At 61.5% G+C, this 14418-nt stretch carries 14 protein-coding genes; 3 read left to right on the forward strand and 11 right to left on the reverse strand.

All coding sequences use genetic code 11. The annotated features are described in order from the left end of the window. Window positions 1-17: 17 nt before the first annotated feature. Window positions 18-761 carry a Pr6Pr family membrane protein gene (locus tag NCS67_RS19145; protein ID WP_250436139.1) on the forward strand — a complete coding sequence of 248 codons (744 nt, stop codon included), beginning with the start codon at window positions 18-20 and terminating at the stop codon, window positions 759-761. Here the strand turns inward: NCS67_RS19145 and NCS67_RS19150 are convergent. The 11 genes from NCS67_RS19150 to NCS67_RS19200 all read right to left on the reverse strand — a co-directional run bounded on the left by NCS67_RS19150 (window position 758) and on the right by NCS67_RS19200 (window position 11685). After that, window positions 758-1981, reverse strand: coding sequence for a YbfB/YjiJ family MFS transporter (locus tag NCS67_RS19150; protein WP_008354371.1), 1224 nt, complete (start codon window positions 1979-1981; stop codon window positions 758-760). The two genes, NCS67_RS19145 and NCS67_RS19150, sit on opposite strands and share 4 nt — an antisense overlap. Before the next feature lie 69 nt (window positions 1982-2050). Next, a complete protein-coding gene (locus NCS67_RS19155; protein WP_250436140.1) occupies window positions 2051-2665 on the reverse strand; it encodes a TetR/AcrR family transcriptional regulator in 615 nt (204 codons plus the stop codon). A gap of 186 nt (window positions 2666-2851) precedes the next feature. Beyond that, a complete protein-coding gene (locus NCS67_RS19160) occupies window positions 2852-3160 on the reverse strand; it encodes an EthD family reductase (protein ID WP_008354369.1) in 309 nt (102 codons plus the stop codon). A 53-nt stretch (window positions 3161-3213) separates the two neighbouring features. Continuing rightward, a complete protein-coding gene (locus NCS67_RS19165) occupies window positions 3214-4146 on the reverse strand; it encodes an MBL fold metallo-hydrolase (protein WP_250436141.1) in 933 nt (310 codons plus the stop codon). Then, window positions 4143-5009 carry a quinoprotein dehydrogenase-associated SoxYZ-like carrier gene (locus NCS67_RS19170; protein WP_250436142.1) on the reverse strand — a complete coding sequence of 289 codons (867 nt, stop codon included), beginning with the start codon at window positions 5007-5009 and terminating at the stop codon, window positions 4143-4145. Before NCS67_RS19170 ends, NCS67_RS19165 begins: the two co-directional genes overlap by 4 nt. A gap of 20 nt (window positions 5010-5029) precedes the next feature. Next, window positions 5030-5962, reverse strand: coding sequence for a quinoprotein relay system zinc metallohydrolase 2 (locus tag NCS67_RS19175; RefSeq protein WP_250436143.1), 933 nt, complete (start codon window positions 5960-5962; stop codon window positions 5030-5032). Beyond that, window positions 5959-6933, reverse strand: coding sequence for a LysR family transcriptional regulator (locus tag NCS67_RS19180; protein WP_250436144.1), 975 nt, complete (start codon window positions 6931-6933; stop codon window positions 5959-5961). Before NCS67_RS19180 ends, NCS67_RS19175 begins: the two co-directional genes overlap by 4 nt. 685 nt (window positions 6934-7618) lie before the next feature. Next, on the reverse strand, window positions 7619-8368 hold the full coding sequence (locus tag NCS67_RS19185; protein ID WP_008354364.1) for a hypothetical protein: 750 nt from the start codon (window positions 8366-8368) through the stop codon (window positions 7619-7621). Next, window positions 8365-9276, reverse strand: coding sequence for a substrate-binding domain-containing protein (locus NCS67_RS19190; protein WP_008354362.1), 912 nt, complete (start codon window positions 9274-9276; stop codon window positions 8365-8367). The genes NCS67_RS19185 and NCS67_RS19190 overlap by 4 nt, the downstream gene beginning before the upstream one ends. A gap of 62 nt (window positions 9277-9338) precedes the next feature. After that, complete coding sequence (locus NCS67_RS19195) at window positions 9339-9761, reverse strand: c-type cytochrome (RefSeq protein ID WP_008354361.1); 423 nt, start codon at window positions 9759-9761, stop codon at window positions 9339-9341. 112 nt (window positions 9762-9873) lie between these two features. Beyond that, window positions 9874-11685 (reverse strand): methanol/ethanol family PQQ-dependent dehydrogenase, encoded by a 1812-nt coding sequence (locus tag NCS67_RS19200; RefSeq protein ID WP_008354360.1) that lies wholly within the window; start codon window positions 11683-11685, stop codon window positions 9874-9876. Between the two features lie 345 nt (window positions 11686-12030). Here NCS67_RS19200 and NCS67_RS19205 point away from each other — a divergent pair, with 345 nt between their 5' ends. Further along, window positions 12031-12411: a 4a-hydroxytetrahydrobiopterin dehydratase gene (locus NCS67_RS19205; protein ID WP_008354359.1), complete on the forward strand. Its 381-nt coding sequence runs from the start codon at window positions 12031-12033 to the stop codon at window positions 12409-12411. 921 nt (window positions 12412-13332) lie between these two features. Then, window positions 13333-14385, forward strand: a complete 1053-nt coding sequence (locus tag NCS67_RS19210) for a beta-ribofuranosylaminobenzene 5'-phosphate synthase family protein (RefSeq protein ID WP_250436145.1) — start codon at window positions 13333-13335, stop codon at window positions 14383-14385. Window positions 14386-14418 lie beyond the last annotated feature (33 nt).

Below are 14418 nucleotides of genomic sequence, written 5' to 3' on the forward strand. Positions count from 1 at the left end.
GCACGTAAAATGGCGTCATGTCGAACACGTCCCGCCAACCTCCCCGTCAAGAACCCGCGTTGCCGCTTCACACGCCCAGCACCGCATCGCTCGCGCTGGCCGCCGCCATCGCGATGATCGCGTGGCTCGCGTTCGCGGCGCAGACGGACATCACCATCGCGCGTCTCGTCAATCGCGGCTTCACCGTCTTCGACGGCCTCGCGCGCATGAGCAGCTACCTGACGAACTTGACCGTGCTGCTGACCGCGTTCTGCTTCACCTGCGTTGCAACACGCGCGCGATTCCCCCTGGCGCGCTTCTTCCGCAAACCGACCGTCGTCACGGCGGTCGTCGTATATATCGTGTTCGTCGGCATCGCTTATAACGCGTTGCTGCGCTATCTATGGACACCATCGGGCTATCGCGCGCTCGTCAACGAATCGCTGCATACCATCGTGCCCGCGCTCGCGGCCTTGTACTGGTATCTCTTCGTGCCGCGCTTTCACCTTTCATTGAAACGATGCGCGCTCTGGCTCGTCTATCCGCTGTCTTATCTTTGCATCACGCTGTGGCGCGGACGTCTCTCCGACTTTTATCCCTATCCGTTCATCAACGTCGCCGAGCTCGGCTATGAACGTGTCTTCATCAATGCCGCGATGCTGGTCGGTGCCTTTCTCGCGCTGATGAGCGTGTTTCTCGTCATCAATCATCGACGCGAGGACTTGAGCGTCGCAGACCCCGAAGTCGAAGCGGACGATTCGACTTCCGGCCACATCGATTAGCTCGCGGCGCGCTTGCGGTTCACGACGATATCCGCAATGAACGCAACGGCCAGCGCACACGCTCCGCACGCAAAAATCAGCGCGTAATCGTTATGCGTATGCGAGAACAGAAACGAGTAGCCATATCCGGCAAGCGCCTGACACAACGCGAACGCCGACGTCGCCCTGCTCCATGCCGCACGTTGCTCGGTATGATCGTGCGGCAGCAGTTCATGCACGCGCCCGAGCGCGAGGGGCACGATGCCGGTCGTCGAGATGCCGAGCGCCACCGTCGCGACACCGATCACATACGGATTCGCCGATAAAGCCAGCAACGCCACCGCGCACGCCTGCACCAGCAGCGCAAAACGGTAAGCCATGCCGAAGCCGATGCGATCGCCCGCATTGCCGCAGACGAGCGGCCCGAAGATCGCCGCGACGCCATACAGCACCCAATAGCTCGCGCCCACTTCGGCGCCTCGGCCATAGCCGCGCGCGATGCAATCGACGAGCAGGATCATCACGGGCACGAGGCCGAGCGCGTTCGCCGCATATTGCCCATACAGCAGGCGCAAACGCGTATTGCCGTGCGTGTTCGAATGCGTTGCCGCATCTTGCTTTGCGACGGCAGGTGGGTTCGACGCGGGCCATCCGAACCACGCAATTGCCGTCAATATCAGCGAAAACACGCCGAGCCCCATCCACGTATCGTGCAATCCGTGATGAAGGAGCTTCGGAATCAGCGTCCCCGATGCAGCGATGCCGAAGCCCAGTCCGACGAAGATCATCCCGCTCGCGAAGCCGCGACGCGCGGGCGGAACATGCGGCAGGATCGTCGTCGCGACGAGCACCATGATCGCGCCGCCCGACAAGCCCGAAAGGAACCGCCACGCGAAGAACCAGGCAATCGACAGCGGAAACGCGCAGGCGAAGAAGGCCACCGTCGCGATCGCCATGAGCAGCCGCAGCGCGTGACGATTCGTGAGCGCATGGGCGATCGCGCGGCCGAAGAGCGCGCCCGCGAAATAGCCCGCGAAGTTAGCGGCGCCGAGCGTCACCGCTTGGGAAGACGTGAACCAGTGCGCCTCGATCAGCGGCGGAATCAGCGGCGTGTAGGCGAAGCGCGCGAGGCCGATGGCGACGAGACTCGCGCAAAAGCCCGCGAGCATCGCGAAGAAAGTGCGGGCATCGAGCGCAGTGGGCTGATCGGCGCTGACGGCCGATACCGTTTGTTCCGACATGATGACGACTCCCCCGGCCGCAGCGCTTGCACGCGGACGGACAACGTGACGTGAATGGATACGAAGGCCTTAACGCCTGCCGACGCTCAGCCCGAGCGGCGGCAGCTTCAGCATCGCCAGCGTCGGCGCGACGGCGCCGATCAACAACGCGGGCTTCGGATCGACGCGCGCGAGCACGCGCACGCCGAGCAGCACCGCGAGCAGATTCGTGGCGCCGGCATCGGCCGGCATCACGCGCTCGATATCGCCGCTCTTGAATCCGGCCTTCAGGCAGCGCTCGAAGAACGCGCGCATCAGCGACATCTCCTCCGCGATGAGCTCGCGAAACGCTTCGTCTTCCGGCGATGCGCCGAGCGCCGCATTGACGAGCATGCAGCCGCGCCGATGCTCGTCCGACACCGAACGCTCGACGACCTCGCGAAAGAACGCGCTGATCGCGCGATCGGGCGTCATCGTGGATTGGAGCCTGTTGATGCGCTCGCGCAAGGTGTGTTCGAGATAGTGATCGAGCGCGCGCAGAAAGAGCGCGCGCTTGTCGCCGAAAGCGTTATAGAGGCTCGGCTGTGTAAGGCCCGTGTACTGCACGAGGTCGCGTGTGGACGTGCCGTCGTAGCCGTGCGTCCAGAACGCTTCGGCAACGGCATGCAGCACGCTGTCCTCGTCGAAATTGCGCGGTCGCGCCATGATCCCGCTCCATCGAATTGAAGGACGGACGTTTTATATCGTCCGATAGAAAACGTATTGTATCGATGGATATAAAACCGTGCAGCATCCCCATTCGGCGACGCGGGTCTTGCGTTCGGGGAAATAAGCTGAGGAAAGAGACGCGCTTCGGAGACGCGGTTGCATCTCCGAAGGCATAAAGGTCGGTCAGGCTTCTTTCGAATCGAACATCAGCAGATCGACGCCGGCTTGCGCGAAATTCGCGAGATCGCCGGCGGTCTTCTGGCCTTCGGGCGAGTCGAACGCGGCTTGGATCGCTTCCAGCGAATCGAACTGAAGCAGCGCGACGAGGTGATATGGCGATTCTCCCGATGCCGCCACGACCGGTCCCGCGCTGATCTCATAGCGCCGCAGGCCCGGCAGCGTCTTTGCCAGCGGCGCGTGAGTCGACGCATAGTAGTCGTCGAATGCCTGCGGGTCGGACGGATTTTTATATAGCGCTACGAGCTGGGCCATCGTTGTGTCTCCTGGTAGTTTTACGGCGTTGGAAGAAAGGTTGCGTCAACGCGCTACTGCTTTTCCAGTTGCAGATAGATGCGCTGCACGTTCTGCGGCTGCGCGGTCGCGTAGAGCTTGTCGTTCCTGAACGCGGGCACCTGTACGGTGTGCATCGCTTCGGTCAGTCCGACGCCGCTCGTGTAGGCTTGCTTCACCGCGGCTTCGAGCTCGCGCAGATACGTGCCGGTCCGCATGATGTCGTCGCCGCGCAAGGGCTTGCCGAAGCCGGGTACAACCGTCTTCAGGTCGAGCCCGCGCAGGTTCTCGAGCGCGGCGAGCCAGCCGGAAATCTGCTCGTTGCGCAGCTCGGGTATGCGTCCATTCGATACGAGCCCGCCCGCGAACAGCACGCCGGTTTGCGTGTCGAGCACGGCGAGATCGCCGGGCGTGCTGGCAGGACCGAAGTGCAGCAGTTGCAGCTTGCGTCCGCCGCTTTCGATCTCCGTCGTGCCGTTTACCGTCTGATCGGGAACGGTCACGCGCGAGCCGGCCATTTCATCTTCGCCGAGCGTCTTGCGCAGATTGGCGAGACAAATCGAACAGCGTTCGCGAATCAATTGCGCGGCGCGCGCGTGCGCGAGGATCGGCACGCCCTCGTCGCGAAACGCGGCCGCGCCGAACACGAACTCGGGCGCCTGATGCGTGATGATGACGAGCTTCACCGGCAACGGCGTGACCTTGCGGATCGCTTCGATCATCGCGCGGCCATAGCGATAAGACGAACCTGTGTCGATGACTGTCACGCCGTTCTGTCCGACGATGAAGCCGTTGTTCGCGACGATGCCGTGATTCGCGGGCGCGACGGCATCGTTGTCGCCGATGAACGCGTACACGCCCGGCGCAATGGCGACAGGTGCCGGCATGCCGCTCATCGCCGCATGCGTGAGCGTGCTGACAGCAAAGAGCAGCGTGAAGAGCAGCGCTCGCAAGCGGCGCACCGTCATTTCATCGCCGATGTCTGCGCGCTGCCCGTTTGCGCGTTGACCGCCACGGCGCCGTCCCAATGCTTGTTCTTCGTATCCTCGATAAACGCCTTCAGTTCGCCGCTTCCGCTCGGCACGAAATAGAAGCGGAAATTCGGGTTCTCGCTAATCGAGAAGTTGACGTTCGCGGTCATCACCGGCTTATTCGCATACGTGACCGACACCTTGCGAATGAAATACGCCGACGCGTAGTTGCGCGTGACCTGGTTCATCGCCATGCCGGTTCGATTCGGATGACGCACCATCAGTTGCGCGAGTTCGGGCTTGCCCGCCACGGCCTGACCTTCGGCCTGAAGACGGACCTGTCCCGCTGTCCGCTCGGCCGCGTCTTCGTCCTTGTCGGCGGGTGCGGAACATCCGCCCGACGCCTTCACGAAACGAACGGCGCTATAGAGCTTGCCGTCGTTCGTCTCAGCAATCGCGCGCATGAACGTGTAGTCCTCCACGCGCACGCGCGTTTCGATCGTCGCGAGTCCCGATTCCGGCGTGAACTCGAACGATCCTGCATACGGCTCGGGATTTTCGTCGATGAAGAGATAGAGCTTCTTGATGTAACGCGCGGGCGATTGCGGAAACTGCGCGTTGATCGCGATCGGCACGACGGCGGCATCGGCTGCGCGCGCGGGGGCGTCGAGCTTGATGACCGCATCGCCGTGCGTGTCGATCGTGCGGCCCTTGAACGTCCCTTCCCTGAAGTCGATCCAGCGCGCCACCTTGTCGGGATCGTCGTCGGGCTGCGCCGCCTGCGCGGCATACGGCGAGAGCGCCGCGGCGGCGAGGCTCGCGACCGTCATCGCGCGAACGCCGGACCATGTTGTCTTCATGATGTCCCTCCAGTCCTGCACTACTGCTCCCATTCGAGCTCCGCATAAGCGGCCGTCACATTGCGACGGTGATACATGTCGAAGAGAAGCCACTTGTCTTTCTCGCCGAGACCGATGCTATCGACTGCCTGCCCGATCGTTTCGCCCCTCCTGATCGCAGCACGCACATCGCGCGCCAGATCGGCGAGATAGCGTTCCTCGGCGTCGAGCGATTGCGTCCAAGGCGGATCGAGCGGACCGTGCCCCGGCACGACATGACGCGGATTCATCTGTCGAATGCGCGCAATGTCGTCGAGCCAGCCGATAACGCTGCCATCGATCACAGGAATGCAGTGCACAAAGAGCAGATCACCCGTCCACAACGTGCCGCTCTTCTCATCGTATACCGTCAAGTCGTTGTTGGTATGCGCGGTTTTCCATGTGCGCAGCGTGAGCGTGCGTCCACCGATATCGAGCGTGCCCGTTCCGTCGATCGTCTTCGTCGGCGCGACGATTTCGCTGCCCGCTGCCGCGCTACCCAACTCGCGATTGAGCGCGCGCATGTAGTTGTCCGCGCGCGAGGCTTCGGCTTGCGCGAGCGTCACGCTGCCGACGAATTGCGGATGATCGTCCTTGAAAGCCGCATTCCCGAAGATGTGATCCGGATGCATGTGCGTGTTGATGACATAGCAGACCGGCAGCGGCGTGACAGCGCGTATCGCGGCGCGCAACGCGCGGCCTTCCGCGAGCGTGCCGCCTGTGTCGATCACCGCGACGCAGCGTGTTCCGACGATGAAGCCCACATTCGCTATATCGCCGCCGTTCTCGTGCGTCGCGACATCGTCGTGACCGCGATGCGCGTAGTTACCGGGCGCGATCTGCGTGACCTGCAGCGCGGTCTGCGCACGCGCGATAGTTGCACACGCAATTAGTACGAGGAACGTGATGCGACGGCAGGCCGATGCGACGTTCATCGGACGTCGCTTGCTTCGGCGAGCCGCCTGGGTCTGCGCAGGCCGAACTGCGCGTATTCGCGCTCCAGAAACGGTTCGGCGTGTTCGAGGAGGAAGCGGCGAAAAGCGAGGCAAGTCGGCGAAAGTTGTTTCGAGCGTGAATGCACGAGTTGCCACGTGCGTTCGACGGGCGTGCCGTTCACGTCGAGCACGGCGATTTCGCCGGTGCGCAGTTCGAGCGAGAGCGTGTGCAGCGAGATGAGGCTCACGCCCATGCCCGCCATGACGGCCTGCTTGATGGTTTCGTTGCTGCCGAGCGTGACGCTATGCGCGGGCACGAAGAGGTTCTGCCGAAAGACATGCTCGGCGACGGCGCGCGTGCCCGAGCCGGGTTCGCGTAGCAGGAACGTATCGTTCGCAAGTTCCTGAAGGTCGAATTGTTTTGCATGACGCAGCGGATGCGACAGCGGCGCGACGATCACATGCGGATGATAGGCGAGTGGCTCGGCGGTCGTACCGAGTTCGGGCGGCGGGCGGCCCATGATGGCTAGATCGGTTGCATTGTCCTGCAAGAGACGCAAGAGCGTTTCTCGGTTGCCGACGGAGAAGCGCACATCGACCTTGGGATATTGCTGCCTGTAGAGCGCGAGAAGCTTGGGGGCGAAGTACGTCGCCGAACTGACGATGCTCACCGCTATCGAGCCGCTATCGGCTTGTGTGAGCGACATCATGGCGTCTTCGGCGTCTTTGATTTCGCCGAGTATGCGGCTCGCGTGATGTGAGAGCCTTTCGCCGGCTTCGGTCAGCGATAAGCGTCGCGCGACTCGCTCGAATAGCGGTAAGCCGATCGCTTCTTCGAGTTGCCGGATTTGCATCGATACCGCTGGTTGGGTGAGGTGCAGTTCCTCCGCTGCGCGGGCGAAGCTTGGACAGCGGCTTGCTATCACGAAGATTTGCAGCTGACGCAGGGTTAGGGAGCGGATGAAATTCACGGGGTCGTTTTGGGCGGGTTTGGTTCGCTGCGGCTTCTTTGGAATCCTGTGATCGTGTCGGTCTATTGGCACTGCCCCTGTGCGGGGCGGCACCTACTTTCTTTGCTGCTGCAAAGAAAGTAGGCAAAGAAAGCAGCTACTGATACGCCCGCGGTCACACGCAATTTGGGTAGTCCTCTCGTCCATCGTGGGCTGCCTAAAGAGTGCCCTCATAGGCCCAACCGGGCTTGGCTCGCGCACGGTCCGTCTCATCGCACCACACAACAAACTGGTTCAGCACCAAATAGCGCCAGCCCGCTCCGCGGCCGACCGGTCAATCGGGACCGCGTGTGCTTCCCTACTAACGCCTCGATCTCGCCGCCTTCGCCGCCCGTTGGTTTCCCTTGCAGACCCCGCGGCAGCGCGTAGCGCTGTGCCGAAGCTGTTTCGTGCTGAACCAGCGCCCCCGAAGTTATTGGGCGGCGGACCGTGCGCGATCCAAGCCCGGTTATTGTGATGAAGGCACTCTTTAGGCGAGTGCCATCTGCAACGAGAGGACTACCCAAATTGCGTGTGACCGCGGGCCGTGACGAGCTGCTTTCTTTGCTTACTTTCTTTGCAGCAGCAAAGAAAGTGAGTGCCGCCCCGCACAGGGGCAACGCTAATAGACCGCCGCGAAACCGGGATCCGGCGAAAAAGAAAAAAATCACCGGCTAGCCCGAGGCGCATTCGAGGGCTTCCCCGGCGCGCCCATATTCCTGAACGTCCCTTGAAAAGCAATCGTCTCCTTCTGCAGCGGATGCGCAAAATCGTTTCCATCACCGGGCACTTCGGTGCGAATCATGAGCAATCGCCCGGGCACGTCATCGGCCATGACGAACGTATAGCGCTTGGCGAGGTACTTGGTGAACCGCTCGGCGTTGGGATCGTTCAAATAAGGCTGAATGACGATCTGCTGCGCCTTCGCATGCTTGCCAAGCCCGAGCGCTTCGCTCGACACCGGCGTGATAGCAGGCCCCGCCGCAAGCGCCATCCTCACGCGCTGCTGGAAATAGCGCCGCTGACCGCCCGTCAGTTGCTCCATCTCCGCGATGTCATGCTCCAGAAAATAGATGATCACCGGATTGCAAGGCAAGCCGCCCGGCACGTTGACATTCCCCGTCCGATCGGAAACCTTCGCGTCGTTCTTACTGTTGCCCTGACTCACGACGAGCACGCGCAACGTGTCATTGACCTTCGACGGCGGCCCGGAATAATCCACCGCGTAATCGAGCTCGGTCTGCGCCTCGACACCGGTCATATGCGGCTGCATGAAGAGCAACTGCTCAGCGGGCTTGATATCGACGGACGTCGGCGCCGAAGCCACGGGCGCGTCCGCACACATCGCGACGCGCGGCATCGCACTGCCCAGCGCGATAACCCACGCGCAAAGAGAAGCCGCGTATATCCGCTTCATTGGGCGCTTTCCGGCTGCAACGGCAACAATGGAACCTGATAGCTCGTCAGAATCTGATCGATCTTCGGCTGGTTCGATGCAATCCAGTTATCGACCTTGTCCCGCCACGCTTTTTCGCCATAACGCACGCCCATCGAAATCTCATAGTCGAAGCGAATCGGCTGACCGGCCGGGAACGGCACGAGACGCACCTTGTTATCGGAACGATTCGCGAAATAGCCCGCGATCGGCCCCCATACGAAAGCCGCATCGACGTCGCCCTTCGCCAGATCGCGTTCGATCATCTCGCCGGGAAACGCCTCGGGATCGCCGCTTTGCCCCTGATACGACACAGCCTGAGCGATCAGATCATGGCGAAGCAGCCAGTCCACGGCGGGGCTCTTCACGAAGACGCCGAGCTTCATTTTCTTCAACTGATCCGGCGGCAGATTCATCAGATCCGATGGAGTCTTGATGCTCGCGTATTCGGGCTTGTTCGGAAACACCATCGCGTAAGTAGAATGCAGATACGGACGCGTCGTCGCGGTCAATTCATAACCCTTCGGCACGCCGATGATCAGATCGCATTTGAAGCGCTCCGTCTGCGGCACTTTCTCGCGCAGCGTGTTGCGCACGAATCCCATGCGTTGCGGCCAATACGTATATTCGAGCTTGTAGCCGAAATCGCTCGCCATCTGACTCGCGATCTTGTTCTCGTAACCCTCGCCCTTCTTGTTGGAGAGCGGCATGTTGTTCGGATCGGCGCACACGCGCAGGATGCCGTCCGCGCCATCGTTGTTCGGCAGATCGGGCGGCGGAGCGAGCGCACCTTGCGCGAACGCCTGTTGCGCCGAGAACGTCGCGAATGCCGCGCATAACGTGGCTACGAATCGGAACGAAGCGGCGCGGCTTGCATTACGATCAGACATCGACACCTCCGGGTATGAGAGCAATCATCAGACGTCAGCCGCCAATCGGCCATGCAACGTCTTCATTTTGCATCGATTGCCTGCAGATCGCCCGGGTTGATCTTGCCGTCGGAGCGCCCCTTCAGATACGCATAGAGGTTCTCCCAGTTCTTCTGCATCATCTGGCTCGCGCTGAAGTCGGGCATACCCTTGTCCACGCGACCGCCGAATACGGTTCGATGAAACTCATTCTTGTCGAGCGTCTTGAAAGCATCGATCAGCGACGGGCCGACCATCCCTTCCTGCTTCGCCCCGTGACAGCGTTCGCACGCGAGCGCCCGCCAGGTCTTCCAGCCCTGCAGCGTGTCGCTGTCTACCTTGTTGCCATCGACGACCTTATACGCGACCGGCTTGATTTGCGCAGGCATCGCAGGCGGCGTCTGTGCAAAGGAAGCCGACGAAGCAGCGAGCGTCATCGTCAGCAGCAAGAGTGATCGGCCTTTCATACGTCTGACTCCTTGAACATGTCTTGTATATGAGGTGCTTCGTGTTGCTGCGGCGCGGCGGCCGTTGCAGCCGCCGCGCATCGCACATCGACTCATTCACATCGAAGAAACATCAACCGCCCGGAATCGCGAACACGAAGAGCGTGCCGCCGAGAGCCGTGTACTTCGCGAGCTCCTTGTAGCCGCCGACCGCGCCCAGGCCTTCCGTCGACTTCTCGAGACCCGCCGCCATGCCGATGCCGGCCCAGCCGCCGATGCCCGAGTACACGCCGATATACTGCTTGCCCTGGTACTGGTACGTGAACACGTTGCCGATGACGCCCGATGGCGTCTTGAACTTCCACAGCTCCTTGCCGTCCTTAATGCGCACTGCCTTGATGTAGCCTTCGAGCGTGCCGTAGAACACGACGCCGCCTGCGGTCGCGAGCGCGCCGGACCACACCGAGAACTTCTCCGGCTTGGACCACACGATCTTGCCCTTCGAGGCATCCCACGCGATGAAGTTACCCATCGCGCCTTTCTCGTTCGGGCCCGGATACATCGAGAGCGTCGCGCCGACGAACGGCTGACCCGACACGTAATCGACCTGGAACGGCTCGTAGTCCATGCAGACGTGATTCGTCGGCACGAGGAAGAGCTTGGAGCCAGGATCGAATGCGGCCGGCTGCTGATCCTTCGAGCCGAGCGCTGCGGGGCAGATGTTCTTCACGTTGTGATCGGGACCGGCCTTCTGCGTCGAGTAGCTCGCATTGCGAATCGGCAGGCCGCTCTTCAGATCGACGCTATCGGCCCAGTTCACCGCCGGGTCGTACTTCTGCGCGACGAGCAGTTCGCCCGTCTGGCGATTCAGCGTATAGCCGAAGCCATTGCGGTCGAAGTGCACGATCGCCGGCACGGTCTTGCCGCCGATGTTCAGGTCCGAGAGGATCATCTCGTTGACGCCGTCATAGTCCCACTCGTCGTGAGGCGTCATCTGATAGACCCACTTCGCCTGGCCCGTGTTGAGATCGCGCGCGAAGATCGTCATCGACCACTTGTTGTCGCCCGGACGCTGCGTCGGGTTCCATGTGCCCGGATTGCCCGAGCCGTAGTAGATGAGATTCAGCTTCGGATCCCATGCGTACCAGCCCCATGTCGTGCCGCCGCCGTACTTCCACTGGTCGCCCTGCCAGCTCTTGAGCGACGAGTCGGCACCGACCGGCGTCATCTTGCCGTCGGTCCAGGTCATGGTCGCCTGCGGGTCCATCAGCATTTCGTTGTCGGGACCGGTGCTGTAGGCCTTCCAGACTTCCTTGCCGTCCTTGATGTTGTACGCGACGATACGGCCGCGCACGCCGAACTCACCACCCGAGATGCCGGTCAGGACCTTGTCGCCGAAAACGTGCGGCGCGTTGGTGTTGGTTTCGCCTTTCTTCGGATCGCCGTTGGTCGCGGTCCATACGACGTCGCCGGTTTTTGCGTCGAGCGCGACGAGCTTGGTGTCGGCTTGCTGGAGGAAGATCTTGCCGTCGCCATATGCAAGGCCACGGTTGACCGTATCGCAGCACATCACCGATATGACCTGATTGTCCTGCTTGGGCTGGTATTGCCAGATGAAGGTCTGATCCTTCAGGTTGATGGCGATAACCTTGTTGGGGAAGGGCGAGTGGATATACATCGTGTCGCCGATGACGAGCGGCGAGCCTTCATGACCGCGCAGCACACCAGTCGACATGGTCCAGGCAACCTGTAGCTTGCCGACGTTGTTTTCGTTGATTTGCTTGAGCGTGCTATAGCGGTGATTCGAGTAATCGCCCGCTTGCGCCGCCCAGTTCGAGGGATTCTTGATCAGGCTGTCGAGCTGCGAGTCGGCCTGAGCGACATAAGAATTCAGGCCTGCCGTCGCTGCCACCGCCAGTCCAAGAACCAGGGTGCGTAAGTTCATGTCTCCTCCAGAATGGTGATGCCTCCGACCCAGGGATGACCACGCTACCGGGTTGCATCGTGCGCGCCTTCAAATGCAGGTAACGAGTTGCGCTTCGTCCAGTACATGGCCGGACGTTTGCGTAGAGAGGCCAATTGCATATTCCATGCCGGTTTAACTTTTGTTGCTTTAAATCGGGAGTTTGACGGGTGATGCTGTCGTTAGTGGACGAATTCCTGTCGGGTGGCGACACATACTGTGTCAAATACGCGAACAGTCATGCGGCGCGTGTGACATGACGCGATGCAGCATGTTTTGTTTGGCGCATACTGGGTCTTGCGTCGATAACTTTGCGGAGGCTTCGCCATGGCTCAAGCCGAGAAGGTCTATTCCGATGAGGAGATCAAGCAGCGTCTGACCGGTGTGCTCAAGCACTGGTATGTCGAGGATGGGTGGCTCAGGCGCAAGTTCAAGACCGAAAGCTGGAAGGGGACGCTCATGGTCGTGAATACGGTGGGGCATCTTGCCGAAGCGGCCTGGCATCATCCGGATCTCACGGTTTCTTATGCGTTCGTCATCGTCAAGCTCAAGACGCATTCCGCTAAAGGCATCACGGATAAGGACTTTGCTCTTGCTTCGAAGATCGAAGAGGTCATTCAGTGGCAGCCCGGGAAGGAGGATGGGCCGCTCGAGGGCACTCCCTCGGATGATCAGCGCTTCCGCTATATCAAGTATGACGAGGGTTGAGGTTTTGTTTTTGTTTTTGCTTTTGCTTTCGGTTCCGCTTTTGATTTCGCTTTCGCTTTCGCCGGATCCCGTATTCGTGTCGGTCTATTAGCACTGCCCCTGTGCGGGGCGGCACTCACTTTCTTTGCTGCTGCAAAGAAAGTAAGCAAAGAAAGCAGCTTCCGATACGCCCGCGGTCACACGCAATTTGGGTAGTCCTCTCGTCGTTCGTGGGCTGCCTAAAGAGTGCCCTCATAGGCCCAACCGGGCTTGGCTCGCGCACGGTCTGCCACATCGCACCACACAATAAACGGGCTCAGCACCAAATAGCTCCAGCCCGCTGCGCGGCCGACCGGTCTATCGGGTCGGCGCGTGCTTCGCTACTAACATCTTTATCGCACTGCGCGCGCAAACCGATGGTTTCCCTTGCAGACCCAGCGGCAGCGCGTAGCGCTGTGCCGACGCCATTTCGTGCTGAACCAGCGCCCCCGAAGTTATTGGGCGGCGGACCGTGCGCGAGCCAAGCGCCGTTATTGTGATGAGGGCACTCTTTAGGCGAGTGCCACCGGGGACGAGAGTACTACCCAAATTGCGTGTGACCGCGGGCCTGAAAAGCTGCTTTCTTTGCCTACTTTCTTTGCAGCAGCAAAGAAAGTAGGTGCCGCCCCGCACAGGGGCAACGCTAATAGACCGACGCGAAACCGGGATCCGGCGACTACAGCAAAGAAAGTGAGTGCCGCCCCGCACAGGGGCAACGCTAATAGACCGACGCGAAACCGGGATCCGGCGACTACAGCAAGGAAAGCGAGTGCCGCCCCGCACAGGGGGCAACGCTAATAGACCGACAGACCACGGAATCCGGCGAAACAAAAAACTGGTACAGGATTTGCCTAACCCCAAAGCCCCGAAAAAATCCCGCCAAGAAAAAGGAAGCCCATCCCGATGCCGACTCAACCAGCACGCATCTCGCCGCCCACGGCGATCACAGTCGAATCGCCTGCGCGCCTGCATCTTGGCTTCATCGATCCGAATGGCTCGCTGGGCCGCGTCTTCGGCAGCGTGGGTCTTGCGATCGACGCGCACGGCACGCGCATAACGGCGAGGCAAGCACCAGCATCCAGACGCGATGCGCACATCGAAGGCGCAACCACCGAAGCACAACGCGAACGCATCGAACACCACGTCGAGCAACTGGAAGCAGCACTGGGCAAAGGCCCAACGATCGACATCGAGATACACGAAACCCCGCGCGCCCACACGGGCTTAGGCTCCGGCACGCAGCTGGCCTTGGCCCTGGGAACCGCCTACGCCCGCGTACGAGGCCACGAAGCCACCACCGCCGATATCGCCACAATCCTCGCGCGAGGCGCGCGCTCCGGCATCGGCATACATGGCTTCGATCACGGCGGCCTGATCGTCGACGGCGGCCGCGACGCGCGCAATACCCGCCACACCTCCACGACGAAACTGCCGCCGCTCATCGCCCGCCAGCCATTCCCGGACGCATGGCGCGTCCTGCTCATCGACGACACCTCGCGCGAAGGCCTCCACGGCGACGAAGAGAAACGCGGCCTCGCATCGCTCGCACCCTTCCCCGCATCGCTCGCCGCGCACCTTTCGCATCTCGTGCTGATGCGCGTCCTGCCCGCCGTCGCGGAACACGATTTCGACACCTACGCCGACGCCATCTGCGACCTGCAACACACCATCGGCGAATACTTCGCGCCCGTTCAAGGCGGCGTGTTCGCGAGCCCCGCCGTCGCGCGCGCGCTCGAAGCCGTCGCCGCGGAGCAGAAAGCGGGCATCGGACAGACATCGTGGGGGCCGGTCGGCTTCGCGTTCGTCGCGAGCGCGCAGGACGCCGAACGCGCGCTCGCCGCCGCGCAGCGCGTCTCGCAAGGCGCACCGCTCGCGTTCACGATCGCCGCCGGACGCAATCGCGGCGCGACGTGGCGTGCGGCGGGTCATCGTCATCACGGCGCGGACGCGGCCTGAGCACGGAACGCACATCGAACCATCCACCACGCC

Origin of the sequence: Caballeronia sp. ATUFL_F2_KS9A, from assembly GCF_023630765.1 — a bacterium.
Classification (GTDB): Bacteria; Pseudomonadota; Gammaproteobacteria; order Burkholderiales; family Burkholderiaceae; genus Caballeronia; species Caballeronia zhejiangensis.